26 protein-coding genes are annotated in these 26,688 nt (G+C 67.3%); 7 read left to right on the forward strand and 19 right to left on the reverse strand.

What is annotated here, in order from left to right; translation table 11 throughout:
• Positions 1-351 precede the first annotated feature (351 nt).
• Together O0S08_RS37480 and O0S08_RS37485 are read left to right on the forward strand one after the other, a co-directional pair.
• Positions 352-1,662 (forward strand): AAA family ATPase, encoded by a 1,311-nt coding sequence (locus O0S08_RS37480; RefSeq protein WP_269034266.1) that lies wholly within the window; start codon positions 352-354, stop codon positions 1,660-1,662.
• Positions 1,659-2,309, forward strand: a complete 651-nt coding sequence (locus O0S08_RS37485) for a hypothetical protein (protein ID WP_269034267.1) — start codon at positions 1,659-1,661, stop codon at positions 2,307-2,309. Before O0S08_RS37480 ends, O0S08_RS37485 begins: the two co-directional genes overlap by 4 nt.
• A gap of 247 nt (positions 2,310-2,556) precedes the next feature.
• Here the strand turns inward: O0S08_RS37485 and O0S08_RS37490 are convergent, their stop codons facing one another.
• The 4 genes from O0S08_RS37490 to tnpA form a co-directional block, all read right to left on the reverse strand.
• A complete protein-coding gene (locus tag O0S08_RS37490) occupies positions 2,557-3,009 on the reverse strand; it encodes a hypothetical protein (protein ID WP_269034268.1) in 453 nt (150 codons plus the stop codon).
• Between the two features lie 120 nt (positions 3,010-3,129).
• A complete protein-coding gene (gene tnpC / locus O0S08_RS37495) occupies positions 3,130-4,800 on the reverse strand; it encodes an IS66 family transposase (protein ID WP_269032853.1) in 1,671 nt (556 codons plus the stop codon).
• A gap of 30 nt (positions 4,801-4,830) precedes the next feature.
• The gene (tnpB, locus tag O0S08_RS37500; RefSeq protein ID WP_269032852.1) at positions 4,831-5,172 is read right to left on the reverse strand and encodes an IS66 family insertion sequence element accessory protein TnpB; all 342 of its coding nucleotides are present in this window, start codon (positions 5,170-5,172) and stop codon (positions 4,831-4,833) included.
• Entirely contained in the window at positions 5,169-5,597 is a 429-nt protein-coding gene (tnpA, locus tag O0S08_RS37505) for an IS66 family insertion sequence element accessory protein TnpA (protein WP_269032851.1), read from the reverse strand. The genes tnpB and tnpA overlap by 4 nt, the downstream gene beginning before the upstream one ends.
• A 218-nt stretch (positions 5,598-5,815) precedes the next feature.
• Here tnpA and O0S08_RS37510 point away from each other — a divergent pair, with 218 nt between their 5' ends.
• The gene (locus O0S08_RS37510; RefSeq protein ID WP_269034269.1) at positions 5,816-6,136 is read left to right on the forward strand and encodes a hypothetical protein; all 321 of its coding nucleotides are present in this window, start codon (positions 5,816-5,818) and stop codon (positions 6,134-6,136) included.
• Here the strand turns inward: O0S08_RS37510 and O0S08_RS51435 are convergent.
• The 3 genes from O0S08_RS51435 to O0S08_RS37515 all read right to left on the reverse strand — a co-directional run bounded on the left by O0S08_RS51435 (position 6,072) and on the right by O0S08_RS37515 (position 8,630).
• Complete coding sequence (locus tag O0S08_RS51435; protein ID WP_371879574.1) at positions 6,072-6,392, reverse strand: DUF3892 domain-containing protein; 321 nt, start codon at positions 6,390-6,392, stop codon at positions 6,072-6,074. The two genes, O0S08_RS37510 and O0S08_RS51435, sit on opposite strands and share 65 nt — an antisense overlap.
• A 602-nt stretch (positions 6,393-6,994) precedes the next feature.
• The gene (locus tag O0S08_RS51440; protein ID WP_371879575.1) at positions 6,995-7,135 is read right to left on the reverse strand and encodes a helix-turn-helix domain-containing protein; all 141 of its coding nucleotides are present in this window, start codon (positions 7,133-7,135) and stop codon (positions 6,995-6,997) included.
• A 772-nt stretch (positions 7,136-7,907) separates the two neighbouring features.
• Positions 7,908-8,630, reverse strand: coding sequence for a DnaJ C-terminal domain-containing protein (locus O0S08_RS37515; protein ID WP_269034270.1), 723 nt, complete (start codon positions 8,628-8,630; stop codon positions 7,908-7,910).
• On the opposite strand from O0S08_RS37515, the gene O0S08_RS37520 reads away from it, so the two are divergent.
• Positions 8,610-8,828, forward strand: a complete 219-nt coding sequence (locus O0S08_RS37520) for a hypothetical protein (protein ID WP_269034271.1) — start codon at positions 8,610-8,612, stop codon at positions 8,826-8,828. The genes O0S08_RS37515 and O0S08_RS37520 overlap by 21 nt on opposite strands.
• A 118-nt stretch (positions 8,829-8,946) precedes the next feature.
• Here the strand turns inward: O0S08_RS37520 and O0S08_RS37525 are convergent, their stop codons facing one another.
• The gene (locus O0S08_RS37525) at positions 8,947-9,891 is read right to left on the reverse strand and encodes a PP2C family protein-serine/threonine phosphatase (RefSeq protein WP_269034272.1); all 945 of its coding nucleotides are present in this window, start codon (positions 9,889-9,891) and stop codon (positions 8,947-8,949) included.
• Between the two features lie 300 nt (positions 9,892-10,191).
• Here O0S08_RS37525 and O0S08_RS37530 point away from each other — a divergent pair, with 300 nt between their 5' ends.
• Positions 10,192-10,635 carry a hypothetical protein gene (locus O0S08_RS37530; protein WP_269034273.1) on the forward strand — a complete coding sequence of 148 codons (444 nt, stop codon included), beginning with the start codon at positions 10,192-10,194 and terminating at the stop codon, positions 10,633-10,635.
• 22 nt (positions 10,636-10,657) lie between these two features.
• On the opposite strand, the gene O0S08_RS37535 is transcribed toward O0S08_RS37530, so the two are convergent.
• The 6 genes from O0S08_RS37535 to O0S08_RS37560 all read right to left on the reverse strand — a co-directional run bounded on the left by O0S08_RS37535 (position 10,658) and on the right by O0S08_RS37560 (position 16,830).
• Entirely contained in the window at positions 10,658-11,047 is a 390-nt protein-coding gene (locus O0S08_RS37535; RefSeq protein WP_269034274.1) for a hypothetical protein, read from the reverse strand.
• A 255-nt stretch (positions 11,048-11,302) separates the two neighbouring features.
• Positions 11,303-11,662, reverse strand: coding sequence for a helix-turn-helix domain-containing protein (locus O0S08_RS37540; protein WP_269034275.1), 360 nt, complete (start codon positions 11,660-11,662; stop codon positions 11,303-11,305).
• Positions 11,663-12,095: 433 nt separating this feature from the next.
• Positions 12,096-12,815: a YecA/YgfB family protein gene (locus O0S08_RS37545; protein ID WP_269034276.1), complete on the reverse strand. Its 720-nt coding sequence runs from the start codon at positions 12,813-12,815 to the stop codon at positions 12,096-12,098.
• A 1,139-nt stretch (positions 12,816-13,954) separates the two neighbouring features.
• Complete coding sequence (locus O0S08_RS37550; protein WP_269034277.1) at positions 13,955-15,196, reverse strand: tyrosine-type recombinase/integrase; 1,242 nt, start codon at positions 15,194-15,196, stop codon at positions 13,955-13,957.
• Between the two features lie 712 nt (positions 15,197-15,908).
• Positions 15,909-16,109, reverse strand: coding sequence for a helix-turn-helix domain-containing protein (locus O0S08_RS37555; RefSeq protein WP_269034278.1), 201 nt, complete (start codon positions 16,107-16,109; stop codon positions 15,909-15,911).
• Complete coding sequence (locus tag O0S08_RS37560) at positions 16,099-16,830, reverse strand: helix-turn-helix domain-containing protein (RefSeq protein WP_269034279.1); 732 nt, start codon at positions 16,828-16,830, stop codon at positions 16,099-16,101. Before O0S08_RS37560 ends, O0S08_RS37555 begins: the two co-directional genes overlap by 11 nt.
• A 248-nt stretch (positions 16,831-17,078) precedes the next feature.
• On the opposite strand from O0S08_RS37560, the gene O0S08_RS37565 reads away from it, so the two are divergent.
• On the forward strand, positions 17,079-18,518 hold the full coding sequence (locus O0S08_RS37565; RefSeq protein ID WP_269034280.1) for a hypothetical protein: 1,440 nt from the start codon (positions 17,079-17,081) through the stop codon (positions 18,516-18,518).
• Between the two features lie 476 nt (positions 18,519-18,994).
• On the opposite strand, the gene O0S08_RS37570 is transcribed toward O0S08_RS37565, so the two are convergent.
• Positions 18,995-19,642, reverse strand: coding sequence for a ParA family protein (locus tag O0S08_RS37570; RefSeq protein ID WP_224191110.1), 648 nt, complete (start codon positions 19,640-19,642; stop codon positions 18,995-18,997).
• A gap of 1,010 nt (positions 19,643-20,652) precedes the next feature.
• Here O0S08_RS37570 and O0S08_RS37575 point away from each other — a divergent pair.
• A complete protein-coding gene (locus O0S08_RS37575; protein ID WP_269034281.1) occupies positions 20,653-21,762 on the forward strand; it encodes a hypothetical protein in 1,110 nt (369 codons plus the stop codon).
• Between the two features lie 7 nt (positions 21,763-21,769).
• Here the strand turns inward: O0S08_RS37575 and O0S08_RS37580 are convergent, their stop codons facing one another.
• The 4 genes from O0S08_RS37580 to O0S08_RS37595 are packed head-to-tail and all read right to left on the reverse strand — an operon-like array spanning position 21,770 to position 26,621.
• Positions 21,770-23,422, reverse strand: a complete 1,653-nt coding sequence (locus O0S08_RS37580; RefSeq protein ID WP_269034282.1) for a hypothetical protein — start codon at positions 23,420-23,422, stop codon at positions 21,770-21,772.
• A gap of 25 nt (positions 23,423-23,447) precedes the next feature.
• On the reverse strand, positions 23,448-24,305 hold the full coding sequence (locus O0S08_RS37585) for a hypothetical protein (protein ID WP_269034283.1): 858 nt from the start codon (positions 24,303-24,305) through the stop codon (positions 23,448-23,450).
• Between the two features lie 8 nt (positions 24,306-24,313).
• Entirely contained in the window at positions 24,314-25,852 is a 1,539-nt protein-coding gene (locus tag O0S08_RS37590) for a serine/threonine protein kinase (protein WP_269034284.1), read from the reverse strand.
• A 19-nt stretch (positions 25,853-25,871) separates the two neighbouring features.
• Positions 25,872-26,621: a hypothetical protein gene (locus O0S08_RS37595; RefSeq protein ID WP_269034285.1), complete on the reverse strand. Its 750-nt coding sequence runs from the start codon at positions 26,619-26,621 to the stop codon at positions 25,872-25,874.
• Positions 26,622-26,688 lie beyond the last annotated feature (67 nt).

Below are 26,688 nucleotides of genomic sequence, written 5' to 3' on the forward strand. Positions count from 1 at the left end.
AGCGACGGCACGGACACGTGCGGCCCGATCGGCACGCCGGCCAAGCCGGCCGACGCGGGTACAAGGGGGCATCGGTGGGCTTGCCGGTCGGGTCCTCGTCGCACCGCACGCAGGTCCAGCCGTCGACGAACTGGGAGCGCGTCGGCTCCGGGCGCTCGCCATGCCCTCGTTACGCGGGTTAGGGCGGACTCAAGCGCCTGGACGGGCGAACGTCGGACGGCCCAGCGGCGGGGCTCGATATCGCACGGCCGCGGCTTGAAACCGCGCCGGCAGTCCGGTAGCTTGGAGCGACATGAAGCCGCGCCCGGACATGATTCTCGTGGCCTTGCTGGATCGGCGAGCAGGCGGACGATGAAGGTCAAGAAGTTCTGGGTGAAGGGCTATCGCAGCCTGCGCGACGTCACGCTGGAGGGGCTCGGGGACTTCAACATCTTCTACGGGCCGAACGGCAGCGGCAAGAGCAATATCCTCGACGCGCTGCAGACGTTCTTCACGCTGATGCCGCTAGCGGTCGATACGGCGTACGGCGGTGTAGACGAGCGCCCGTCGTTTCGTCAGGCGGGTAGCGAGGCGGCCGCGAAGTGGATCGGCGAGGATGATTTCTTCGCCCGCGAGGATACCCAGTCGATCGTGATGGGGGCCGAGATCGAAGGTCCTGATAACTTCGCTACCTTCAGTCGCGGGAATGAACCTGTGGAGCGGGTTCAGGTCGAGATTCACTTTTGGCGCCGGCCCGGGGGCTTCAACCTGCGGTTCAAGCACCTGTTTGTCAATGGTCAATGGGTAGGTCTTCCCTTCGCCGACCGGAACGTCCGTGATTTGCTCCGTGGGATTGTGCCAGACGCATTTGCGCATCTCGGCGTGACAAGGACGCTCGCGGTGAATGCCTTTGGCGACGCGAGTGCTTCGGGCTCCCGGAGGGGCAGTACCATTCCTGATGGAGAAGTTGTACGCGAGCTGTTCGCCGCAAAGAATTCGAGCGACTTGGCGTTGCGTCGCCGTTACCATGAGCTGCGGGAGTTTGTTGCTGATACCCTCCACCGCCCCGAGTTCGACGTATTCATAGGATCGAATTCGGGGCTTGAGCTGCGCGAACGGCTGCCAGAGCCGAATCCCCTGGGTCGCGACATTCGGGTCGATCGCGCGGGTCACGGCGTCGTGCAAATGTACGCGATCGTCGCCTCGATCTTGCTGGCTCGGGGGCGGCTAGTGGCGATCGAGGAGCCCGAGGCGCACCTCCACGCGCCGACGCTGGGGCGAGAACTGCGCGGCATCTTGCAGAAGATGATGGAAGATGGCCGGGTAGAACAGTTTTTTATCGCCACCCACAGCAATCTGTTCGACCTCGACCTCACGGGCTACTGGGATGTGTCACTGGCGAACGGCGAGACGGTCGTGCAGCGCAAGCCGCTCGACGAGGTCGATCGGGTGCACCTGTATGAACCGGGGCCGGCGAAGCACCAGTTGCAGGAGATGCTCCGGCTGTTCGGTGACGAGGTGGTTTTCAGGACAGGCGATGGTCAGAAATTGACGGCGACCGAGATGCTTGCGGCGCTGCAGAACGACGAGGACGTGGCCAAGGCGTTCCTCGAGAGCCTCCATGCCGCGGCGATGCAGGTGACGGGGCTTCGAGCGAAACGCGCACAAGGAACGCCGAAGTGAAGCTCTGTGTGTTGGACGCGTGGCACCCCGACGACCCAGCGCTGGTCACCAGCCACTGGTTCGCCGAGAAGACAGTGATTGCGCTCAGGCGCGCGTTTCCTGATGACGGGATCCAGTTCGTCAGCGGGGACGAGGTCGATCGCGCGCGCGTGTCGGTGGAGTTGCAGCAGGAACACCAGGGCTTCGCGTACTTCGGCCACGGTAGTGAGCGCAGGCTCTCTCGCCACGGGGCGGTCCTGGTCGGGGTGGAAGAGGTCAGGTTCCTCCGCGACCGTTGGTTCCACGCGTTCGCGTGCCTGAGCGGTGATACGCTCTGTCATGACGCGGCCGAGGCAGGTGCGGCAGCCTATCTGGGCTACAAAACGATCGTTAATGTTCACTGGGAGGTCTTGCGCCTGCCTGAAGCGCTGAGTGAGCGCCTTGAGGTCCTCGTGACCGTGGCGACCTTGCAGCTCGCGCACGGCGAGCGTTCGCGACGAGCCATTCGGAGTAGCGTGAGACAGGCCTCACTTCGACTGATTGAGTGGTTGGACATGAACGAGGAGGCATGCTCCTCGATTCCCTGGTACGAGCTCACGGGGCTCAAGGTACTGGCGGTCACGCTGCACCGGGATCTTGAGCTAGAGGGGATTGCCGTGCTCGATTGACGGCAGCCGCGCCTTACAGGTTCTATGTCTGAGCCGCCGCACCAGTCCCTGGCTGCCCCTCCGTGCCCCAAAAAGCGGGGCCGCCGACCATGGTCAGACTCGGTTGTGATGGTCGAGCAAGGCCGCGTCCGGCGCGTGGCTCGCCAGTCGAGGACCGCCGTAGCTCGGCAAGCCAGACTGCGTTTCAGGACAGGACCCGCCTCCGCGAGGCCACGATCGCGGGGGCTTGCGCGAGGAATTAACACCCTCAGTACTCGAGCACCATGGAATAGGGTGGTGAATCCATGATTTCCAAGACCCAACTGGGGACTGGCTTGTACTCATGGAACTCGAGTTCGACGTTGTTCATCACGCAGGTGTTCTGCATGGCGTTCCATGTGTATGTCGGGGTCACAATGGGACTGTTGCCGGTCACGTAGAAGAGCGTTCCGCTGACTTGCAGAACGGACGGTGGATATCCGGGCAACGTGTACCCAACTGCTTGAGTGCAGTTCGCGTCTTTAAAATATGGGCTCGCCTCCTTCCAAGAAGCGTAGTTCTTATAGCATGGCTTCGGGTTACCCGTTGCAAGCTCGTAAACGACACCAATGTAGTCGGTGTCCAGGAAGTTGATGTACACACACGAGAATTCGTAGAGCCCGAATTCGACCTTCCCTGCCCCCACGTATGTCGTCGGGCTCGCTATGGCCTTCACGGCCATCGCATCCTTGTCGTACAACGTCCAGCGACCGAATTGCAGCATTCCGACGGGCATCCCCATGTCCGGGGTACCCCCGGTATCCGTCCGGCGAGCTACGTTCCCGGTTGATCCGCCGTTCGGCTACACCTCGCTCGCATGCTTCCCGAGGGACACGCCGCGGAAGACGTTGGTGGCGAGCCGCTGCTGAGTGTCCTCCTGTTTCAGAGTCTCCTGCCAGAAGGCCGGTGCGAGCTCGAGGACTCGGCGCCGGGGCCACGACGGAAGCAGGCACAGCAGGTCGCGGAGGTATGCCAAGGGCTCGATCCGGTGGAGCTGGCAGCTCGCCAGGAGCGAGACGAAGAGCGTGTTGGCGCGGGCGCCCTCCTCGCTGCCGAGGAACAGCCAGTTCTTGCGGCCGATGACCTCGCGTCGGAGGTTGCGCTCGGAGATGTTGTTCTCGAGGGGCAGGCGGCCGTCGCCAAGAAAGCGCTGCAGCGCGATCCGCTGATTGCGGGCGTAGCCGAGGGCCTTGACCAGCGGCGTACCGTCGAGGGCGAGCGCGGCCTGCTGGTCGCACCAGAGGAAGAATGCGTCGACGATCGGTCTCGACTTTGCCTGGCGGACCGACTCTCGCTTCTTGCGGGGCGCCGTCGCCAGTGCGCGCTCGATCTTGAAGAGCGCCTTGATCAGCGACAACGCGTGCCGGGCCAGCTCCGGCTCCGATCCGAGGCACTTGAAGAAGTACCTCCTGCAGTGGGCCCAGCAGCCGACCTCGAGGACGTCGCCGGTCGCGTACAAGTGATCGTAGACCGCGTGGGCGTCGGCGACGAGATAGCCCGCATAGCCCTTCAGGAGCCGGTCGACGGCCTCGCTGTCGTGGGCCGGCGAGAAGCGAAAGAGGACGTGGCGCTCCGGCGCGACAAGCACCCAGAAGTGGGCGCGCTGGCACTGCTCCTTCGCCTGCACGAGGACGCCGGTCGCGTCGGTGCAGAGATAGGGCTGGGTGAAGGCGTCGGCAAACATGGCCTCGACGAGCGGCTCGACGAGGTCCGCGAGCTGCTCGTGCCAGCCGCAGATCGTCGAGCGCGCGAGCTGGAGGCCGTCGCGAGCGTAGAGCGCCTCGAGGCGGTTCGCGGGCAGGTGGTCCTGCCAGCGATGGACGATCGTGTCGGCGAGAAGGCCAGGGCCGGCGAGGCCGCGCTCGATCGGCAGCTCCAGGCGCTCGGCAATCTGCACCGCCGGTGCCTCGATCGTCCGGTCCTCGACCGTGCCCAGCGCCTCGCCCTTGCGGACAAACTTCGGCCGGACGATCCGCGCGACGACGAGCGAGGCCGGTCGACGTTCGACGACCTCGCTGACGACCTGGCCGATCCGCTGGAACGCGTCGAGGCCCTCACGCACGACCTCGGGCGGCAGGACCTCGATCTCGACCCGCGGGAGGTTCTCGGGCAAGGGGCGGCGACCGCGAGAGCGCCGCCGGGCAGGCGCAGGACGATCGACCTCCGGGTCGTCGGCGTCTTCATCCTCGGCGTCGTCGAGCTCGACCTCTTCCTCGACCTCCTCGACGACGACGTCGCGGCCGGCGAGCATCATCTCGAGGATCTGCAGCGCGAGCTGCGGGTCGTCGCCGGCGGCGAAGCGCTCGGCCTTCTTGCCGACGACGATGCCCTTCTCGAGCAGCTTGCAGCGCTCGAGCAGCTCCATGTACAGCGTCTTGTACCGCTCGCGCTCGGCGGTCAGCTTGCCGATCGCGTCCGCATGCTCGCGCATGCGGCTCTCGAGTTCATTGCGGACGAGCTCGACCTCGGTCACGCCTCCTACGTACGCTTTTGAGCATTCACGTCAAGAGCGATTTCGACCCTCACGGCGCGAGGTTCGCTCGACGCCCCGCAGCAGCTCCGCGAAGCCCTTCGGGTCGACGACCACCGAGCGCTGCGCCGGCTCGTCCGCCGCCGGTACGCGGAACAGCGCCCGATGCAGCCGCTTGTACATCAGGCAGTAGCCGTTACGGTCCCACCACAGCACCTTCACGCGATCGGACCTGCGACTGGCGAACACGAAGACCGCCCCGCCGCGCGGGTCCTCGCCGATCACCTGCCGCACCGTGAGCGCGAGCGCATCAAACCCGCGCCGCATGTCCTGAGGCTCCGTGCATACGAAGATCCGCACCGATGCCGGGATCATCGTCGTCCCTCCAGCACGTCGAGCACGCGCCCGAGCATGTCGGCCTCGACATGGCCAAGGATCCGGAGCACCACGCGCCCGACCTCGAGCTCGAGCACGCCGGGCTCGCTCGTCATCGACGCGGCGACCTCCTGCGTCACCTCGACGAAGCCGGCCTCGCCCGTGCCCTGGTCGCGTGCATCGGCCCGCGCCGCATGCAGGCGCCATTTCCACCAACCCAGGGTGTGTGGATTGACCCGGATACGCGCCGCGTACTCCTTGCAGGTCTGACCGCTGGCGATCCAGCCGTCGACCCGCTTGCGCCACGTCGCCTCCCCCCTCGCGCTCATGGCTTGGCCTTCGCCCGCGCTCGCGCCGCCCGGTCTCTCGGCCGCATCGGTCGGAAGTCCAGCCGCAGCGCACCGCCGAACGAGCTCGCCTGCCACGACATGTCGCTCGGGATCAGCAGCGCGAACGTCCCTCGCGCCGGCGGCTCGGGCTGCAGCACGACCGCGCCTTGGTCACCACGATCTTCATCACTCTCTTTCGACATTCAGCCTCCGAGGCCCTCTTGTAGGTCCTCGGCTGGCACCTTGTCACGACGTAGCTCGCCGGACGCTTACTACCCCCGAGATCCATATTCAGTGGGCCTCCAGTCGTCCCCGTGAGACGGTCGGCCACCTGGAACGGCTCGAACATCAAGGCGAGCCGGTCCGGCGAGTTCGGGCGCGGTCCGAGCGCCTACGGCCCCCTGGTCCTCCTGCCCGTCGACGCCGCGGTGCGGCGCTACTTCGACGAGGTCGACGAGCCGATCGCGCGCCACATGGAGGGCGACCGGGCCGGCGTCGGCCTGGTGTACATGGACCAGCAGGCCGGCGAGCACGCGCGTGACCTGCTGTGCGTAGCGAAGAACAGCCCGTTCAGCAGGTACACCGCGGCAAGTTGCCGAGGTTGTTACGCGTCGTGTCATTGCCTTCGGTCGTGATGTACTTCCCATCGCGCGTCGGCTCAACGCGAGCGCCCAAGGTCCAAACACTGTTCTCGTTCGGCTTTGCCGTGGCGGTGTACACCTGGACGCCCGTCCGCAGCCAGGTCATGACCTGCTGCCGCGAGACCCGCCGAAATTCCCCCATGGGCCAGTTGCCCCGGGCGTCACGCGTGCTCCGATCCAGGCTCGCAGCACACACTTCCGCAATGACCCCCTCCCGATAGTCAACACCAACAATCCAGTACTCAGACATCACGCAATCACCTCCTCTGCCCCCGGCCACACCGAAATGGCACGACCACGGCCCCCTGTGGAGCCGCACCAACCGAAGACGGCCGAAGTGTAGTGGTCGGTGGATGCTCGTCAACGCCCAGCGCGAAAAAATCTTTCGTTACGGCCCCGTAGCCGGCGGCCGACGTCGGCCAAGGAGCTGGACAATCCGCAAACGAGGGCCTTGCCACGCGGGCCGACGCGGCCGAGTGGTAGAGGCCGCGAAATCCGATGAGGTAGCCGTGCGGGTGACGACCGAGGCACAGGCGGCCGATGCGGGGTGCGACGCCCCTTGTAGTCCCGACGCGAGCTGCTGCACGGAGGTGTTCGTGCATGGCAGCGGCGCTCCGATCGGCTGGCTGCGACGCGGCGCGCCCATCGCCATACCGACGGGCGCGGAGCCCGAGATGTTGTAGGAACCAACCGGTGCTCGCCGCCGACTCACAGCAGGTCTCACGCGTGTTGAGTTCCTACGACACCGCCATCCGCCAGCATCGGCGGGCGTAACTTTCGGAGGCAGTTTCAGCAGCGCTCGCGCGTTCGGCTCTGCGGTGGCTCGGGGTGGCTGCCAGCCCTTCGGCGAAACTACGCTTGGTCAGGTTTTCGGCCGGGCGGCCATTGGATGCCGTACTTGCGGATTCGATTCTTCAAGGTCTGACGGCTGATGCCCAGCAGTTCCGCGGCGCCGACGATGTTACCGGTGGTGCGTAGGGCGTCGAGGCACAGCGCCGTTCCGCGGCATCAAGGTTGTTTTCGTCGTTGTCCATCGCTGTTCCGTGGACGGAAAACTGCCAGAGGCAGATACCGCGCACAACTTGAAACGATGTTCATTTACCCGCTGTCGCTGCCTGGGGAGTGGTGATGCGCGCAGTTGCCGCCACGGCGGTCCCGTTCGACCGCCCGTGAGCCGCGGCCGTTGTTCGGGGCGCTGGTCCGTCGTGAGCACTCGGCTTATAGTGGGCCATGCCTGCTCGCTGTTCTTTTTTCCTCCCCCTCCTCCTCACCTTTGCGTGTACCGACGACGTAGCCGAGTTGAGCGAGGGAGACGTGGAAGCGACGACGCCGACCTTAGTCTCGGACACCGCCATGCGCCCAACCTCGTCCGCGACGACCACGCCCGGCACGCCCACGTCCGGAATGACATCATCCGTGGGCGGTAGCTCGACAGGTTCTGGAGGGACACTGCCCGGGACTTCGACCGCTCGGGTGCCTCCGAAACCCACCTTTACTCGCTCCCTGCCAACTCGTCGGGGACTCCAGGCGGCGGGGTCGGAGGAGTCGGAGGTTCTCGGGGCAACCGGCTCGTCCGCACGCCCGGGACCCACGCAGACGTGAGCGGCGCAGGCGAGTTGCCGCTTCGCGCTGGTATCGTCAATGTACTCGAGGACGTGTTGGGTGACGCCTATTTCGATCGCGGTGTGCCAGGGCTTCTCGCCGTCGTAAGCCGGCGCGAGCCGGCTACTCCGCGGTGCGGACGTACCCGATGCTTCCCGGAGGGTTAGCCCTGCAGATCCCTCAGTGCCGCTGTGAGATGCGGATCATGTCGTGGAGGATACACAACATCCCACTCAATGATCACGTCTCCCTTCTTTCGGCCCTTCTTCACCCCTGCGCCCTTGATCCGTGTTGCTTCGGTGTTTCGGTATTTAGGGACGAACCGATGCGGCTGCCCCCAGGGCGTTTTGATCGTTACAGCTTCTTGCAGATAGATCTGGTAGAACGTCACCTGCACTGTCATGTGCACGTTGAGTCCTTTGATTCTCCAAGGAACACTCTCGGTGTATCGCGCAAGCCGAATCACTAGATCTCCTGGAGGCCGGCCAGGTCGACCTCGCCCCTTGCGACGCCAAGTCTTGCCGATTTCACAGCCCGCCGGCACCCTGACTTCCAACACTTCGCCGTTCAGTTGGAGTGCGATGGTGCCGCCTTTAAACGCGATCTCCCAAGAAACCTGGATGTCTCTGCGAACATCCGCTCCGCGCCGGGGAGGTGGGGGAGGCGGCTTGGGTGGTGAGGGCCGGGGAGGCGGAGGCGGAGGCGGAGGCGGGCTTTCCCAGGTAGGTCTCGCCCCGGCCGGTCGTGCGCGAAGCGCCTTGATGGCTTGGTAAGCCTCGTTGATCTTAGCAGTTTCCGCCTCTGCATAGGGGCTTCCGCTATGTCGATCCGGGTGCCAGGACGCGATCAAACGGCGCCAGGCACGGTGAATTTCCTCGTCGGTCATGCGTGGATTCAGGCCAAGGACGAAGTAAGGGTCCCCCACACCCTCAACGTGCGGCCGCTGTCCGGCGACCGCAAGGGCTCGGGCGTGTTCGACGAACGTACGTCGCTACGTGGGGTCTGGACGTGCAAGAGTTTGCGGCAGCTCGCCGACGAGATGACGAAGCAAGGACATGTCGCCGATCGCCGAGCACTGGCGTGACCGCCAGCCGTGCTCGGCGCCAAGACCGCGGGACATGGTTCTGCCGGCTTGTGGTCCGGTTCAGCCGGAGCACCAGAAGCGGGGGGCCGCGGCCTTGGAGCGACGACGCCCCGGCAGGTCAGCCCGCGACAAGCTCGACGAACAGGGCCGTGATGTTGTCCTTCCCCCCGCGGGCGTTTGCATGCCGAATCGCGGCCGGCGCGGCCTCGTGGACGTCCAGTCGGAGCAGCCCTTGCAGCTCATCGTCGTTCGCCAGGTACTCGTGCAGCCCATCCGAGCACAGCAGCAACCGGTCGCCGGCCATGAGTGGCAGCGCCCCAACGTCGACCTCCACCGCGTCGCCGCGCCCGAGCACGCGGGTGATTGGGCTCTTGCGTCCGCGTGCCGGGTGCGGCTTGAGCAAGCCCCGCTGGACCTGCAGGTTGTGCAGCGTGTGGTCCTCGGTCAATTGGCGGACATCGGCGCCACGCCCGAGATACACCCGCGAGTCACCCACCTGTCCCATGACCGCGAAGTCGTGGACGATCAGCGCTACCGTCGCGGTGGTGCACATTCCCTCGTACCGGAGATCGGACTGCGCCAGGTCTCGGATTGCCAGCGACGCCCCCTGGATCGCATCGTGCACGAGCACGCCAACGCTGGCGACCGCCCGAGCATCGCGGGGCGAGCGGGCTGCTGCGGCTAAAGTCTGTGCTTCGCGCTGGACCCACTCCTGGATCGTCGAAGCCGCCACCGACGACGCTACCTCCCCGGACAAACGCCCGCCGACCCCGTCGCATACGACAAACAGCCCAAGCGCTGGATCGATGGCGAATGCGTCCTCGTTGTGGTCACGCCGCACGCCGACATCGGTCGCGGCGGCCCAGCGCGTTCGCAGCACGTGAGGCGTTGGCCAGCGGTGCGGCGCCCCGGACAGCCGGTCGAGCGGCACCAGCGCAGGCAAACTCGGATCGTCCGGGGCAGGAAGCGCACGGATACCCCGCCGTACCGGCGTGAGCGCCAGTTTTCGGTTTCGTCGGCTCATAACCTGATGCGCATTCTTGCACAGCGCAAAATCGCTCACAAGTGTCGGCGTGTACCCCCGGGCCGCGAGGCGAGCCATTGGCGCCGACCTGCGTCCGTCGGCTATTGACACCGAGATATGGCCGTGGTGTGCCGACGCCGACGGCCTGCGCTCGTAGCGGGCCGACAACACGGCGTTGACGTGCCCGACCCGCTGCACTTCGTGATCGATTCGGGCTAACCTGGCTCGAGGCAGACTGGCGCACCGCTGACTCCGCTGGATGCGGCGGTGTGACCGCCGCCGCGCGCCAGCCGCGTTGGCCACCTCGCCGAGGCTCGGTCACACCTCTCCGAGGAGACGATGAGCAAGAGCCCGGACAGCATCGTGCGCGAAGTGTTGGCACGGCGAGCCTCCCGCTGGCTCGAGACGCCGCTGATCCGACAGCACAAGCTGAGGCTGCCACCAGGTGGCCCGATGACAGAATCTCGTCTGCACCTCGTGCTTGCCCACACATGGCTCCACGCGGCTCTCGTCGAGTGCAAGAGCCGGCGACCAAGGCCACGGTACGTCGCGCGCTTCGTCGAGCTCGTCCGGGGGCACCTCAGCGCCGCGGATCGGCTGGAGCATCCACGCACGACACGTGTCCACCGCCGCGAGGAACACGTGCTCGAGCGGGTTCACGAGCTGCTTCACGTCGATGAAGAGGGCCAACTCGACGTTGACGGCATCGATGTGGCGCTCGCGATCTTGGAGCTCGGGCGCCGCAGTGAGGCGGCGACAACGACGGCCGGCCGCTCCGCATGAGCAGCCGGCCGCTCGGGGACGGCTACGCCGCGATCTGCTCGAGTACCTTCTTGGTACTACACCCTCGCTTGTTCGCCTTCGGCAGCTCGCCGAAGCGGTCGACGAACGCCCCGAAGAGCGCGCACTCGCCATCGCTGGGGTCGTCGTGCTGCCGCCAGCGGACCTTCAGCCGAAGGCCCAGGTCGATGACGTCGGCGATCACCGAGCTGCCGGCGCCCGCCAGGTGCCGGGTGATGCGCTGGCGTACCGAGCTTTGCCCCTTGTAGGACTTCCCGTAGTAGAGGGTCTTGCTCTTGCCGTTCTCGTACTCGATGAAGCCGCTCGCCAGGGCGATCTCGTAGTTGCCCTGGTAGATGGGTGCGAGCCGACAGGTCGCCTCCGTGAGCGGGTGCCACTTACTCCAACTCGTCATGTTGCCTTTCTCGAGGCGGCGAGGCCGACCATCTCGGGTCGCGGGACACTCACCGCATGGTTGGCGGGGGCTCCGCCGGAGAGGGCTGTCCTGGCCCTTTGCGCACGCGCATCCCCGTTGACCAGCTCGAGCGACGAGGTAACACTACCTGTGGAGCAGGGGTGTCCTGGCTCGAGGCTGGCATCAGTCGAAGGTCGGGATGCTTCACCTCGGGGTCCGGCGCGCCAACGCCGGGCCCCGAATTCTTCACGATCATCAGCTCCGCGTTCCGGCACCCCCTCTCGAGGATGCCCGCGCACTCGATCGCGCCGATGAGCCGTCATCGAAGACGGCCTCGAGGAGCTTGAACAGGGCGAAGAGCCCGCCACCGATGAGGAGCGCGGTGAGCAGCACCTGGCCCCACTCGGCCTGCTCGCGGGGGTGCTGCTTCCGGTTCAGCTCGTCGCGAAGGGCCGTCAGAATTCGGAGCTGCATCGGGTCGAGGCGCACGACGTCGTCGTGCTTTGCCTCCCAGCGGTACAGGCTCGAGGGGTGTACGCCGAGAAGGCCCGCGAACTGCTCGGGGGTCATGCCGAGCTTCTCGCGAAGCTCGCGGATGGCGTTGCCGGTGAACACCCCAAGCAGCCTCGCCGAAGTGCTTATCCTTGTCAATTTCTTCTTATATGCGAAGCGATATCGCGCTTGCGGGGGCGGCGTCGGGGAACCTGGTCGACACGGGCGCGCTGCTGGCGTGGGCATGCCCGCCGGACGCCGCGGGGAGCACGCGAGGGGGCGTGTACTCGGCTAGCCGCGCTCAGCTCGCCGCCGCTCGGCGCGCCGGCCCGGAGGACCAGGCGAGCCCACGGTTTTGTGGCAACTTTGGGGCACGCAGGGGCAACGAGGGGCAAGCGGCGACAACCCGTCCCCCTCCAAAGCCCCCGTTTGGTGGAGATCCGCGGCGGTTTGGGCAGCGGGGGGCTTTGGGAGAGGGCAGTCGGTAGTTGGGCTTGAGGTCGCGATGGACCCGCCGGGGCGTGGCGACCATGGCCGGCGGCGCGTGCCTGCGCGCTTAGTGAACTGTGTCGCTGAACATGCAGCAGCGCTTGAACTTCTTGCCGCTGCCGCACGGGCACGGTTGATTCGCGCCGACCTTGGTTCGTATGCGCGGCGGCTCCAACGCGAGACCCGGGGGGGTCGGCTGCATATCGTTCCACAGGTCCATGAACAACGGCATGAAGCGCTCGAGCGAGGCGATCGCGGGCGGCGCTGGCAAAGAGCCCACAATTGCGTGGATCACCTCCGAGGGCGCTCGAGCGACCGCGATCATACGCTTCACTTCTGCCGGTGTCAGCGAGCTGCCGAGCAGCTTGAGCGTCCGTGCGAGCAGCTCGTCGCGCGACTCGGGACCCGGTGCTCGCCTCGGCTCCCGCTCATCGGCCCCGGACATGGCCGCGACATCGAGGGGCTCCATTGGCCCCTCGGCCCACAAGGTCTCCTCCCACTCGTAGATCAGATACTCGTCGGCCTTGCAAACCGCGCAGAAGGCGAGGATCGCATCGTCGCTCTGCTTGAGGACGCCGAGCAACCCCGAGCACGCCTCGCCGCTTGGCCGTCGACGACACGGGATCAGCGTCTCACGCCAGTGTCCGCGCGCGAGCGGGCCCCCATATTCGATGCACTGCGCGACCCGTAGGGCACGCGCCCGCAGGGCCGCCGGCGCGAGGGGAATCTCGCCGCGCTCATCGAGCCAGTGCGCGGGGTTGACGACCGTGACTTTCGGTTCGACCACAGTAGGAATTCTGTAGGGGCGATCCCGCGCATGTCAACGAAACGAAGTCTGGGCGACTGTCGCGCTCGACGGAGGAGCAGCGCGGATGGCGTTGGGTCCCAGGCGCGTTCCCGCGCTCGCCGCCGCCCAAACCGACGGTCGTCTTGAGTGAGCGGCGGCGCAAGCTGCCGCTCCAAGTGTCGACCGGGTGCGACCTTGACGCGATCTCCTGGTCGAGCAAGTCGAGCTCCAGGTGCGTACTGGTCCGCAGACACCCGCTAACGGGTCCATTGACACCGCGCCGAAATTGTGGCGGTGGAGGCGCCTCCCTCCGATGAGGGCAGCGACTCAGGGAGGCGACGTTTCCGCCGCGCTTCCAAGCCGCCACGTTTCCAGGTCGGTTGGCGGCTCCTGGCGGCTCCTGACGGCAAAGTGAAACCCTCGCAGACGACCGTTCCGAGCCAGAAAACGCGGGAACCGGGGTTGAGGGGTCGTCTGCGAGGGTCGGTTGGTACTCCGCCATGAAGAGTACGCGGCCGCCGTCAACTCGCGGACGCTGATGTCAGGGAAGTCGAAACCGGCATCGTTTCGCACGACCTCCGCAACCTACTCGCCCTGCTCCGTCGTCTCCTCGCGGGCGAGCAAGCGACGGCCGCCAGCCGCGCATCGCCGACCAGATCGGGACATGCGAGAGGTCGCGGTGATGGTCTGTCGAACGCGCCGCCCTCGCCGCGCATGTCAACGGAACGAGAGCGACTGCCGCGCGCTCAGCGGAAGAGCAGCGCGGATGGTGTCGCGCCCAAGCGTGTTCCCGCGCTCGCCGCCGCCCAACCGACGGTCGCTCTGAGGGAGCGGCGCCGCCGCGAGTTACCGCTTCAAGCGTCGACCGGGCCCTGCGCCGGCCCCGCCCCTCTCCGTCCGCTCGAGCTCGAAGCCCCTCCGGAATACCGAAGACGGGCTCCTGTCTGTCGAGCCAGATCGACTTAACCAAAATCTAACCCTTTTTGTGGCCTGGAGTGGCAACCAGAGGCAAGGGGTGGCAAGACCCCTCCTCCCGAAAAACCCCGTGGAAAGAAGAAGCACGGCCTTTTTGACGGTTGCCGGGTTTTAGCGGGAGGTGGCCAGCGGGTCAGAACTTGTTCCACAGGTCGCAGCTTGGCCTAATTCGCCAACGTGGCCGCGTTCTCGGCCGTTTGGGGCTTTTTGGGGCAGCTTTGGGGCACGGGGTCACCCCACATGGCGGCCGCCTCCAGCGCCGCCTGCTCCCTGGCCAGGTGGATGTACTTCTGCGTCGTCGACAGTCGGGAGTGACGCGCGTGCGCCTGGAGGCGGTATGGATCCGTCCCGCGTCCGGCGAGGATCGTCAGGCAGGCATGACGGAGTCGATGCGGTCCTGACTTCTCCAACCCGGCCGCCTCCTGCAGCTTGTTCAGCCTGTAGGTGATCGTGTTGGGTGTGTGGTGCGAGACCTGGCCCTTGAGCGGCCCCTCGCGCACCACGCGGGTCAACACGTGGTCGTCCTTGTACCCGCGAGGCAGGGCTCGGAGAGCCGCGGACAGCTCGGGTGACATCCCGACCGGCGCGGCGACGCCGCCCTTGGGCGTGGCGTCCTCCCCGTCGCTGTAGTTGTGCTGGATCTTCATGATCCCCTTGCGGAGATCGATGTCGCCCCAACGCAGGGCTCGGGCCTCCGACGATCGGAGGCCGCCGTGGAGCAGGAGAAGCACCAGAACGGGTGCATCCCCTCCCTCCCGCTTCGCGGCATCGATGAGGCGTTCCGCTTCCTCCTCGGTGTACACGACCGGCTCGGCACGCTTCGGGGCCTTCTCCATTTTGATCTTGGGAGCATCCTCGAGCAGGGCCCAGTCCTCCGCCTGTCGCAGCGCCGCCCGGAGCTTCCCGAGCAGTTCATTGCGACTCTGCGGCTTCATCTTCCCGAGCTTCGCCCGAAGCTTCCCGACCGCTTCGCGGCCGATTGCATCGAGCGGGAGATCGCCGAGGACAGGGCGTATATATCGGCACCATGCGCTCGAATAGTTCTTCCGCGTGGCCGGCTTCTGCTGCGAGAGGTACTCGGCCTCGAACCTCGTCCAGAACCCTTTCAAGGTCTGGACAACCGTCTGGGTCTTCTTGACGCTCCAGGGCGCGGGAGCGGAAGGCGCAGGAATTGTCTCTTCTGCAGCGATTCTCTCCTTTCTGCTCTCACCGCCCATGAGCTCGCTCCACACCTCGCGCTTGAGGGTTTCTGCCCATGCAAACGCGCCAGGCTTGTCCAGGCCCTCAGGCGCGACGCGCTTGTGACGCAGGCGCGGGAGGCCCTTGGACTTGTCGGCGGGGATGGTGAAGGTGACGAGCATTCGGGCGCTGTTCTTGTAGTTGTAGGGGCTGACGTTGATGTTCACGGCGGGGCGCTTTCCGCCGCGGGTCTCCGCCTCCAAGTCCACCAAATCTTGCCTCACCCAGCAAGAGCGGCCCCCGATCCTCCGCAGGGGCGGCAGACGCCCCCGCGAGATGGCCGCCCTGACAGCCTTCTCGCTCCGCCCGAGGATTTGGGCGATATCCTGCACGTAGAGGATCGGCGGCAGGTCCGGGCGCGAACTCACGCTGTCGGAGCAGTGTTCGCCCGCGATCGCTCCACCCATACCGGCAGGGACGTGCCTCGCCGGATGAGCAACTATATTGTAGAGACAGGAGTTATCGACGACCCCACCTTGCCCTTTACCCCTTGCCACGCCCCACCTCCTGACGTGTTATTTACATCTTACGAATGCTGAGCCCGATAGCCCAGGCCACACAATGCGGAGCCGATGCAGGTCGGCGCCCGAGTTAGCGCGCGCTCTCCTCGGCCCCTGCAACCTCGAGAGCCCACTCCAAAGTCAAATCGCTATTGCCTTACCTCCATCCGTTCAGGCGATCCACAATCATCGCTCACTGGACCATTCCTATCTTCACCGTTCCATCTCTCGCACCGCGCCGTAGCTCGCGGCATGTACCGGGCATCGCCGGGAGCTCTTGCACGTAGGATGCAGTACAGCGAGTTCTTCGGCCGTCGAGCGTTGGCGCCTCGGTGGCCAGCCTCTCGGGTGCGGGCGTCCCGAGGTGCCGACGAGCGGTTCAGGGCGCGGCCCGCGATGGGGCCAGCATTTTGTCGCGCCAAGCGATGAGGGTCTCGCGGTGGAAGATCCAGCGATGGATCGCCCGAACGCACGGGATGTCGCCATGCTTGACCCGGCGGTAGAAGGTCGTCCGGGACAAGCCGATGATTGCCATGGCCTCGGCGGACCCGATGTACTCCCGGGTCGATTCAGCCGGCATGGGCCTCTCCTTGCGGCTTCGTGCCGCGGTGCGAGCGCACAAGGGAGACGATGCCGCCAAGCGCCGCGCCGGTGAGCAGGCCGGCGGCGACGAGGCCGGACGCGCGGCGCAAGGCAGGATCCGCGGCGAACACCGCGATGCCGAGGCTCGCTGCCCCAAGCACACCGCACCCAATGGACGCGGCGCGAGAATCCCCGAACAACTGCGGGAGCAGCGCTGAACCCGCCATGGTCGCACCGAAGGTGCCGACCTGGCCCCAAGCAGCGCCCTCGTCTCCCAACGAGGTCTCGCTGTGCCCCTGGGATCCTTCTTCCACCTTGATGTCATCGAGGTTGCTCGCGGACTGGGAGACGACCTCGAGCGGAAAGTCGAGCCCGATCGCCAGGCGGACGATGGTCTCGAGCATGGGGTTGGCGTCGTCGCCGAGCAACGCGATGATGTGTCCGCGCGACACACCGGATCGCCTCGACAGCTCCTGCTTCGAGACGCCGGTTTGCACTCGCACTTGCTCGAGCAGGTCGATCACGTCGACGAGCGTGTTCCCGCGGGCGCCGCGGAGCTTGCACTTCGACGCTTCCAACTCAGCCAGAAAGACCGCAAGTGGCTGCCGGCGCAGCCCTTCCAGCATCCGCGCTGTCACCATATCGATGTCAAGGCGCTCGCCCCGGATCACCCCCCGGACGTACTCCGTTAGCGTCTTGAACCCTGCTTCACTCATCATCCCCAACCTCCCGATGTGATGAGCATAGGATCTCGATCGCCGAGGTCCCGATGCCTGCCAGCGTCTATTTTCGCTCGCTGCATTATCTACCGGTCCCAATTTGCCTGAATTCGCGCGATATATGCGCGTTCGAGCGCATGACACGACGAAGCTGGCAGGTAAAAGTTCGAGGATGCTAGAGTTCCTCGATACTTGCCGAAGAGGCGATCTCCGTGTCTCCACTCAACGCCGACGGGAGCGCATCCATCATGCTCGAGATCCAGCAGCGGCTCCGCGAGCTCTTCAGGCTCCCGGCCGAGGAAGAGCCGTTCGCATATCTGCTGCGGTGCTGGCAGGCGTTCACCTCGCAGGCAGTCTCACTCGAGTGGGAACGCCACGGGAGCGACTACTACGCGTGGTGGAAGGACTTCGGCATCAAGATTGAGTCGGGGCGCGCGCGGAGCCGCGAGATGAAGCTGCGGTTTCGATGGCCGCGTGGTGGGTCTCGCATCGTCAGCCGCGGCGAGCTCCAGGCGCTGCAGGCTCGCGCGGCGCTGCTCTGCCGGCGGGGGGGCCCGCACGGCGCGCCGGTCGTCGCCGAGGCCGAGCTCGCTCGACCCGGGCGCCCCCAGCGCCGGCTGCACCTGACGCAGTTCAAAAGGGCGAAGACCCACGAGTATGCGCTCTCGCAAACGTTCGGCGCCGGCTACGAAGCGCGTGTGCGCCCGGTCGGAGCTGACCTGGAAGGCGACCATTGTCTCTTCCTGGTCAGCCCCATGGGGTCGTTTATCCTGGTCGACTTCGGGCCCGACTACAACCTGACACCGCTCGCGAACTTCTGGCGCGCCAACTTGGCCGACGAGTTCGCGGGCGACCTGCACGACGGCGACGAGCCCTTCGCCGTTCGCATCCGCGGCGTCCCGCACCGGCTCGAGTACATCCGGCTTCCGGGACTCGCCGGATACGTGCAGACGTCGCTCGGCGAGGTTTACCTCTGTCTTTTGGGCCATAACGACGTCGCGCTCCTCCTGGTCCGCGAGGACGGGGCCCCACGGTGCCTGTTCCGAGGGACAGCAAGCCGGGCGAACGGCCTCGAGCTTCTGCCGGACGAGGTCCCTGTCGCGCTTCTGGAGCGGCCGAGACCCTTCACGCCCGAGCACGTCGCCGACGCGGTCGCTCGGCAGCCCAAACTGGACCCAGCGATCCGCGACCACCTCGCAGCGATCGTGCGCGACGCGCGGGACGAGATCGGCACCGAGTACGCGCGGCACCTGGTCTGGGCGCTCGTGGCAGCGCACGCACGGGGCCACCGGACCGCCGTGGCTGGCACCCATACGCAGGTCTTCACCTGGGTCCTCGAGCAGGGCTACATGCGGGCGCCGCCGAAGGACCGCGCCGGCCGCGGCGCATTGCACTGGCTCGCCGCCCGTTCCCCGCTGTTCGAGCGCGCGACTGTCAAGCGGATCGCGTTCTGGAGAACCACGTCGAGTGGTTCAGCGCTCCGAGCGCGACGTGCCTCACGCGAATCGCGGCAATGTCCGCGAAGCCCGCGGAAGAAGCCCACATTGCCGGCCGTGGCGGTCAGTGAGGGGTGGCGCCCTGCTTGGCGTTCCGCGCCTTTTTTCGGCGAAGGCGCTGCCACTCCGCACGGATCGCCGAGCACACGACGTGCGTCCGCGTGCAGTCGAACGCCGCGGCGAGCGTGTTGAGGTAGTCGTCAATCTCTTCCGGAAACCGGAAGTGATGCGAGCGTGGCCGCCGCTTTGGGGTCCCGCTCGGCGGCAACTTGTAGTCGTCGGAGGCTCGCCGCGAGCGTCGTCGGCTCATGTCCCCGGGCGCCTCGCCAGGAGCGCCCGCGTTCGCCCGCGACACGTCCGCCGGCCGCGTCCCGGCCGCTCCGTGTGGAAGCTCCGACTCGATCGGCGGCTCAGGGGTCGTGGCCATGTGGGAGACCGCGGTGACAGGTCTCTTCGGGACGTCGGTCGCCGTGGTGTCGAAAACGGGCCCGACCATGGGTGACTCGCCGGCTTGTGGTGCGGCTGGGGCACGAGTCTCCTCGCGAATATTCCCGCCTTCCCTCAAGGCCAGGATGGCCGCGGGATGAGCTCCTGCGGGTTGCCTCGCGTGCGCGAAGCCCGTCATGCCGTAACGAAGGCCGTCGCTCTTGGAGGGTTTCGATGCCATGTCACAGCCTCCCCCCGAAGCCACATGACACCAGCACGTCGCTGCACATCGCCTGCATCGCGCGGTCCCCTTGGGTGTCCTTGCCGTACGGCACCTTCCAAACCGGTCGGAAGTATTCGGACGCCTTGGCGATCGCCGCCGACGAAGGGATCGGCTCGTCCCGCACTGTGGCGTGCGGGATCTGGTGCGCGGCCTCGCGGAGTCCTTCGAGCGCGCGTTTGCCGATGAGGTCGCAGCGGTTCAGCACGATCATGATCGTGCCCTCGGCCCGCCGCAGCGTCGTGTAGACGTTCCCCATGTTCTCCATCGCCAGGCGCCCGTCGATCGGGACGAGCCACAGATCCGCGTCCACCTGATCGACGATCTCAACGTGCGGCGGGCAATCCGCGATCACGAGGTCGAAGTTGGTGAGGTCCTGCGGCAGCTCCATCGGGCTGTAGAGGACCTGCAGGTACTCGTTGACGCGGAAGATGTGCCCGTTCATCAGGTGCTCGTCGCCGCCGGAAAGCCAGCGGCAGATGTCGCCCTGTCGATCGAGTCCGACCACGAGGGTCTTGATCCGCCGCTCCGAGGCAAAGAGCGCGAGGTGGACAGAGCAGGTGGTCTTACCGATGCCACCCTTGTTGTTATAGACGATCACGCGTTTCATGCCGTCATCCTGATGGTGGATACGCCTGTCCGCCAGGATTGTGTGGCCGCCTCGAGATCGCGGACCATCACGGTGCTGCCTAAACGTCCCACGCGCGCGGCATCACTATCGTGCCCAAACGTCCCAGCGAGCGCGCATCGGGGGCTCGCTGAACGCACTGGTGACACCGCATTTCCTCGCATGGGCGCACCACCGCTGTCACCTCTCGAGGTACAAGGCGTGCGCTGCGCCGGATCCCTGCGCGACGTGACCGATGGGCCGCCACGACGTCCCCGCGGCTCGTGCAGCGAAGGCCGCGCTGAGGCGTCCCCAGGAGCCCGTCCTCCTGCCGTGCCACACCCGCCCATGCGCGCCGTGCAGGCGGGTGGCTTCGTCGCTGCGCCGCACCAACTGACGGGTCGCATCCGTCGCTTCGACGCCGCGCGCAGCGGACACCCAGCGTGCGCTCGAAACTTCCAGCCGTACGACGACGAGGCGCGCCTCATCGTGCCGTCAAGTGCGCATCGATCAGCCAGCGATCGCACGCGACTCGCAGCCAGGTGACACTGCTGTTGGTCGGCGTCGTACGGCAAGATCACGCCCGGCAGGGGGGGCAGATGACAGGCAGACGCCGCATGTAGGGCCCCTCCGACGGGCTACACCTGTGGCTACTATGGAGGCCACGGTCTGGCGGCCGAGGGTCCACAGGCGTGGCGCCCCCCGTCGCCAGACCGTGGCGGTGGCGTTGTCGACGCGGGGCGCCATCACGATGGCGACGAGCGTGGCCCTCAGCAGGAACCGGTCAAGCACCCCTGATACTTCGACAGCCATGCGCCTCGAGGTCGCCGTCGATCATGCCCTTCCCGCCGGGAAGGCCGCGCTCGAGCCCCAGTGCAGACCGGGACCCGCACCGTCGAGGCGCAAGCCGTCGCGCGTGCCGAGCTCGCCCAACAGGACCCTCTGTCCGCGCCATGGACCGGATCGGCGTCAGGCGCGGGACAAGGCGCAGGGTCGGGTGTACGCTTGTGCCCATGCGCCGCCTCGCGCTCGCCGTCGTCCTCGCCGTGCTCGCCTGCGGCGGCGATAACTCGCCGGGGGGGTTCTCGACGACGGCGCCCGGCGTGACGTCCGTGACGACGCCGGGCACGTCGACCTCGACCTCGTCCACCAGCTCCCCCGGCTCGTCGTCGACCTCGACGTCCGGCGGCGTCGAGGACAGCGCCGCCGCCAGCACCGCCGGCGTCTCGACGTTCGACATGGACCCCGCGCCCGATCTCGGCGACGCGCAGCCCGAGGGGTGCAAGGGCAAGGTAGATTTCGTGTTCGTGATCTCGGCGCTCTTCACCATGCGCCACGAACAAGATCAACTCGTGGCGAGCTTTCCCGGCTTCATGGAGACCTTAGAGTCGAAGTTCGCCGGCTTCGACAAGCACGTGATCTCCGTGAACACGGACGAGTTTTGGCGGGGCCTCGGCTGTGAAGAGCCCGAGCACTGCGGGAACGAGGGCAACTGCGGCCCGTACGCGATGGACTACGTCTGCGGCTCGTATGCCGACACCGTGTTCAAGTGCGACCGGAAGCGGGGCGCCGGCCTGCTCTACAACGCCGGCCCCTACGCCACTAACCACGTGTGCGAGCTCGACGGGGGGAACCGCTACATCATCGAGGGCGAGACCGATCCGGATGCGTTCGCCTGCATCGCGCAGGTGGGGACCTTCGGCGCCAATTCGCCGATCGCCGACACGCTCGTCGCGGCTGTGTCCGACGAGCTCAACGGCCCGGGCGGCTGCAACGAGGGCTTTCTCCGCGACGACGCCCTGCTCGTGTTCGTCCTCATCATGGACAACGACGACGAGCAATCGGTCCTGAGCGCGAAGAAAGTTCATGACGCGGTGGTGGCTGCCAAGGGTGGCGACGAGCACGCGGTCGTCGGCCTGGTGATCATCCCGCAGCCGCTAGAGGGCGAGCCCGAGCCGGATTGCGTCTACGACGACGGCGTTTGGCAGCAACACCTACGCGAAGTCGTCCAGACCTTCGACTACCACCGCGAAGGCAACATCTGCGCCGACAGCTACGACGGGTTCTTCAGCGAGGCCGCTGATCTTGTTCACGAGGCGTGTAACGCCTTCATCCCTCAGTGAGCCGCGCTCACTGCCGCACGAGCGCCGCCCGGGCGTACCGAACGCCAGCGGAGGTCAGCTCGCCGACCGGGAACACTTGATCCCAGGGGTCGACCGCGACGCCGTAGACCGCGGACGCGTCCAGGCCGGACGAGAATTGGTGCTCGTACACAAGACCCTTGCGCCCGAGCACGACGCCGCGGAGCACACCGCCGACCTTCACCACGCCCCCGGCAATCACCCCGCCATGTGCGCTCACGGCGACGCCGGTCCCGTACGCGACATCAGCGGCCGCCTCGGGAACCCACCAGATCCGGGCCCCGCTGGCGTCGTAGAGCGCTAGCTCGATCCGCTGCGACGTCCCGTCGCTCGTCGCTCCGTAGCCGACGACGACCACGCCGTCCGGGTGTGCCGCGGCGCCGAGGTACATCCCTTGCCGCCAGCCGCCGCTGACCTCTTGGACGATCACCGGGTCGAGCCGCGCGCCAGTCTCAAGATCCAAGGGCACGAGGACGCCGCGTGACTCCATCCAAACCCCGTCGTGTTCCCCAGCGCTCGCGGCTGCGACCCATGCGGTGCCGCCCTTGATCACCACGTCGAACGCGAGATCGTCGAACGTGTGCTTAAGGGCTTGGTTGCCGTTGGGGACGTGGTCCCACCCCTTCGCGCTCACGACCGCGACGCCCTCGGCGGTCATGCGCCAGACCTTGATATCCGTGTCGCCGTAGCCCGAGGCCCCAAAGCCGACCGCGATGCAGCCGCCCGCGTCGTCGCTGGCGATGCCCCGCACCGTCGACCCCGCATCGGTCGGCATCTCGACGCCGGTCTCGTGGCCCTCCGCGTCGAGCAAGAGGATCCGCGGCCGCCACTTGTTGTCCGCCTGGCGGACGTTCATAGCGACCCAGATCTCGCCGGCCGGCGTCAGCGCGACCGCATCGACCGCGCCCTCGCGCGAGTCGAGCACGATCGTTCCCTCGGCCCAGATCTCCGCGCCGTCCTCGCCTCGGCGCTTCCGGATCGACGGCCGCAGCGCGCCGTCGATCAAGATGGCGCCGACCTCGATCGCGTCCCCCTCGGGGGTGGCGACGACGCGCCGCGAGATCGAGCCACTCGGCCCGAGCCTGCCCCACGCGAGATCGCCGGGCGCGGGCGCGGCGACCTCGAACATCACCGGCGGCCACACGTGCGCGAGCGGCCCGCGCGTGGCGGTCACTTCGAGCACGTGCGCGCCGTTGTCCACGGCGCCGTAGCAGGGCGCGGCACCGGTCCACACGCCGCCGCCCTGGTCGGTGAGAAGCTCCAGCTCGGCGCCGTCGAGCGTAGCCCGCACGAGGCTCGCGCCCTCGGTCGTCACAGTCACCGGCACCGGCCCGGCGAGGTGGACTTTCGCCGGCACGTCGACCGCGAGGATCCGCGGCTGGACAAGCTCGGCGTCGCTGGCCGTGCTGCCGGCCTCGCCCGTGCTCGTCGCGTCCGTCGTGTCCTCGGGCTCGCCGGTCGCCGGGCTCGGCTCGTCGCTCGTGCTCGCCGGGCTGGTCGTCTCCGCCGCTCCCCCGTCGCCGCTCTCACCTGTCCCCGCGGTCATGTCGTTCGCCACGAAGTCGGCCCACGACGGCGCGTGATCGACACAGGCGCCGAACGCGAAGAGCATGCACAGGGACATAACGCGAGCGCGGGACATGGCGACCTCCGAGCGCAAAAGGGGCTCAGAACGAGTATACAAAGCCGGCGCCGCCGGCGCGCGCTCTCGCGCGTGAGCCTGCGCGGGTCGGCGCGAACAGGACTGCCGCGCTTGTAATTACGCTTACACATCCGACCGCGAGCAGGGCCGGCCATGTCGCATGGAGCCGGACATAGCGTTCGTCGGCGTCGTGCGCCGCGGCCCGCTCGGCGGCCGTGTACTCGCGGCCCTGTGCGGCGTCGACGATGGCGGCGAGCTCGGCTTCCGCATGATCCCGCCGCACGAACGCGCCGGCCATGCCCCCGAGCAGGCCGAGCCCGATCCCGCCGAGCACGGAGGCCGCGATCACGCGGCCGCGAGGTCTCCACGGCGGCCTGTCCTTCGCGCCAGGCTCGGGCGTGCTGTCTTTCGCGCCAGGTTGCGGCGCCGGTCCTTCGGCTCGAAGCCCGGTCATCGGCGTCGGCTCGGGCGGCGTCGGCGTCGTCTCGGTCGTCGGCGTCGGCTCGGTCGCCTGCGTCGGTTCGCTCGTCGGCGTGTGACACTTCGCGCCGACCTTGCCCATAAGCGCCGCGTCGGTCGCTTCCAGCTCGACCCACGAGACCCGCTCCTTCTCGTTGGCGAAGCCCCCTCGCGCGAGCAGGCCGCTCGCCACGTCGTGGGCCTCGCACAGGTGGGCAACATCCCCGGTCATGCGGTAGAGAGCGCGCAGGCTGTCGTGGACGCCGTAGAGCGCCGCGGGAGCGTGGACACCGGGAGCGGCAGCCCGCTCGCGGTGCAGCTTCAGGGCGAGCTCTAGCTTGCCCTCGTTGAAGGCCGCGACGGCCTCGGCCTCGGAGGGCGGCGGGGCGAGCATGGTCGACACCAGGACGAGGCGCATCAACATGGGACCTCCTACCGAGCAAAAAAGGTGTGTTGCCGCTGACCCTTGGGGACCTGGAGATCGTAGTGATCCAGGGCCTCGCGGATGCACCGCGTCTCCGGCGAGTCCGAGGCGACACCTCGAACACTGGCCGGCTCGCCGGCGGCGATAGTCGTCAAGAGCGGTTCTGCATCGATCTTCGCGCGCTTCAGGCAGGCCCGCGCGCGAGCCTCGGCCCGGCGCATGCGGGTCGCCCATGAGGCCGGCGTGCTCGTCGAGCCCGGCAACGCGGGGGGCGACGGCTCGCCGGCGGGCAGCAGCTCGGCCCGCGACGGCTCGGGCTGCGGCGGCTCCACGGCGGGCGGCGGCTCGGGCCGCGGCGGCTCCACGGCGGGCGGCGTCAGCTCGGGCCGCGGCGGCTCCACCGCCGGCGGCGCGACGACCCGCGACGGCTCCACGGCGCTGCTCGCGACCGCTGGCTCGACCGGCGCCCTCAGCAGGGCCACGGTGGCTCCGACGCCGAAGACGAACGACGCGGCCGACGCGGCGAGGACGAGCGGCAGCGAAGGTCGCCTCGCCGGCGCGGCGAGTCGGGACCGCACGATCTCGAGCGCCCGGACCAGCTCCGCCATGCTGCGGTGACGCTCGCCCACCCGCGAGACCCCGCGCCGAAGCTCGGCCACCAGCGGCCCGAGCGCGGGCGCAAACTCCTCGGCTCGGATCTCCCGGTGCCGGTACACCTCCCGGGCATACAAGGGCCGGCCGGTGATCATCTCGTACAGGACCACGCAGACCGAGAACACGTCCGTTGCCGGCGAGACCTTGCCCTCGTTCATCCACTGCGGGCACATGTAGGCCGCATTTCCGATCCACTCGACCTGTGCGGTTCGCCAGCGCTTGCCGACCGCAGTCACGTCGCGCAGGTGGGGCTGCTCGTAGTAATCCGCCGTCAGCAGGGCCGCTCCGAAGTCGATCAGGCGCACGCGCTCGCCTTCGAGGATCACATTGTCCGGCTTCACGTCGCGGTGGATCACGCCCGCGGCGTGAACCGCCATCAACACGCGCCCGAGGTCGATCGCCAGCGCAAGCGCTCGCGCTGGCGGGATCGTCTTCTCGCGGTTCAAGCGAGCACGGATCGTCTCGCCCGAAATGATCTGCATGGTGAAGTAAGGCTCGCCGGCGGAGGTCTCTCCGATGTCGTAGATCGCTGGGACGCCGGTGTGCTCAATCGCAGCGAGGGCGCGGTATTCCCTCCGGAAACGCTCCGTGAAACTCGCGTCCGCGTAGCTCGGCCGGATCCGCTTGATCGCCACGTTGCGACAGGCCGTGCGGTCGTACGCGAGCTGAACGACCCCCATTCCCCCGGCTCCGAGTGTGCGCAGCAGCGTGTAACGCTCGGCGAAGGGACCGAGCGGCAGCGACGCCACGACCTCCCCGTCGTCCTTGGCGTCCACGTCGAGCGCGGGGCTCACGTCGAGCGGCTCGACCAGGCCGAAACGCAACTCCCGGACCGGAGGGCTGGCCTCGGCGGGGTCGAGCGGGGGGAACGGACTGTCGGCGAGGGCGGTCACGGAAAAGGTCCGGGCTCTCTCAGGGAGGCGGCGGTAGCTTGGGGTAAAGGGACTCGACGTCCTGGTGGGCTTGCCCGACCAGGGGCCGATCGCCGTCGAGGTCGTCGCGGTCGGGCCAGGTGACAAACCCACGCTCCACTGCCCCGGCGAGCCGGTTTCGACAGCGACAGCCGTTGCCGGGGTCAATGTGTTCGCAGATCGGCGTGAGCGAGTCCCTCAAGTCCCGAAGGGCGCGCCCGCCGTTGGTTTTCACCGCCTCCACGGTGCCGAACACCTCGGCGATCTGGTCGTCCGACAGACCCAGGATCCAGCGGAGGACGAAAGCCGCGCGTGGGCCCGCAGCGAGGTTCCCCAGCGTGACGGTCAAGCATTTCCGCTGTAGCTCGCGCTGGAGCACATGCAGCCGACGGACGTCGCCGCGGATCAACGGGTGCTCTATCCCGAGCTGCGTCGTCCCGTCGAAGCGGCCCAGGCCCTCGTCCAGGTCAATCGGCTTCTCACGCGGCGTCATGAACCACCGCACCACGACAGCCAGCCGTGCCGTCAGGGGCGACGTGGGTTCCAGGCGCGGGTTCTTGCCCTTGCCCAAATGATCGCGCCGGCCCCACACGCCAGATGGCTCCGCGGTACTCTGAAGCATCGCGCGCCCCGCTTGCTGTGAGCCGGCCATCCAGGCGGCGAACAGCACCACAAGCGGGTGCTCGCTGTCTGCGGCGGCCTCGTGAGGGGCTGCGGCGGAGCCCGAGGCTTCAGGGGTCGGGGTTTCCATCGACGTCCGATGTTGCAGCGGAAGCGCGCTTCCGTCCAGCCGGCCAGCCGGCTGGGGAGCGGACGCG

Source organism: Nannocystis punicea (assembly GCF_026965555.1).
GTDB classification, from domain to species: Bacteria; Myxococcota_A; Polyangia; order Nannocystales; family Nannocystaceae; genus Nannocystis; species Nannocystis punicea.

Coding starts and splice junctions, on each gene's coding strand:
- tnpB (WP_269032852.1), bottom strand. CDS start 5,172: ATGATCCCGGCATCGGTGCGGATCTTCGTATGCACGGAGCCTCAGGAC.
- O0S08_RS37560 (WP_269034279.1), bottom strand. CDS start 16,830: ATGATGAGTGAAGCAGGGTTCAAGACGCTAACGGAGTACGTCCGGGGG.
- O0S08_RS37570 (WP_224191110.1), bottom strand. CDS start 19,642: ATGAAACGCGTGATCGTCTATAACAACAAGGGTGGCATCGGTAAGACC.
- O0S08_RS37530 (WP_269034273.1), top strand. CDS start 10,192: ATGAGCAAGAGCCCGGACAGCATCGTGCGCGAAGTGTTGGCACGGCGA.
- O0S08_RS37490 (WP_269034268.1), bottom strand. CDS start 3,009: ATGGCCGTGAAGGCCATAGCGAGCCCGACGACATACGTGGGGGCAGGG.
- O0S08_RS37595 (WP_269034285.1), bottom strand. CDS start 26,621: ATGGAAACCCCGACCCCTGAAGCCTCGGGCTCCGCCGCAGCCCCTCAC.
- O0S08_RS37585 (WP_269034283.1), bottom strand. CDS start 24,305: ATGTTGATGCGCCTCGTCCTGGTGTCGACCATGCTCGCCCCGCCGCCC.
- O0S08_RS37535 (WP_269034274.1), bottom strand. CDS start 11,047: ATGACGAGTTGGAGTAAGTGGCACCCGCTCACGGAGGCGACCTGTCGG.
- O0S08_RS37565 (WP_269034280.1), top strand. CDS start 17,079: ATGCTCGAGATCCAGCAGCGGCTCCGCGAGCTCTTCAGGCTCCCGGCC.
- O0S08_RS37515 (WP_269034270.1), bottom strand. CDS start 8,630: ATGACCGACGAGGAAATTCACCGTGCCTGGCGCCGTTTGATCGCGTCC.
- O0S08_RS37555 (WP_269034278.1), bottom strand. CDS start 16,109: ATGCCGGCTGAATCGACCCGGGAGTACATCGGGTCCGCCGAGGCCATG.
- O0S08_RS37575 (WP_269034281.1), top strand. CDS start 20,653: ATGCGCCGCCTCGCGCTCGCCGTCGTCCTCGCCGTGCTCGCCTGCGGC.
- O0S08_RS37480 (WP_269034266.1), top strand. CDS start 352: ATGAAGGTCAAGAAGTTCTGGGTGAAGGGCTATCGCAGCCTGCGCGAC.
- O0S08_RS51435 (WP_371879574.1), bottom strand. CDS start 6,392: ATGTCTGAGTACTGGATTGTTGGTGTTGACTATCGGGAGGGGGTCATT.
- O0S08_RS37580 (WP_269034282.1), bottom strand. CDS start 23,422: ATGTCCCGCGCTCGCGTTATGTCCCTGTGCATGCTCTTCGCGTTCGGC.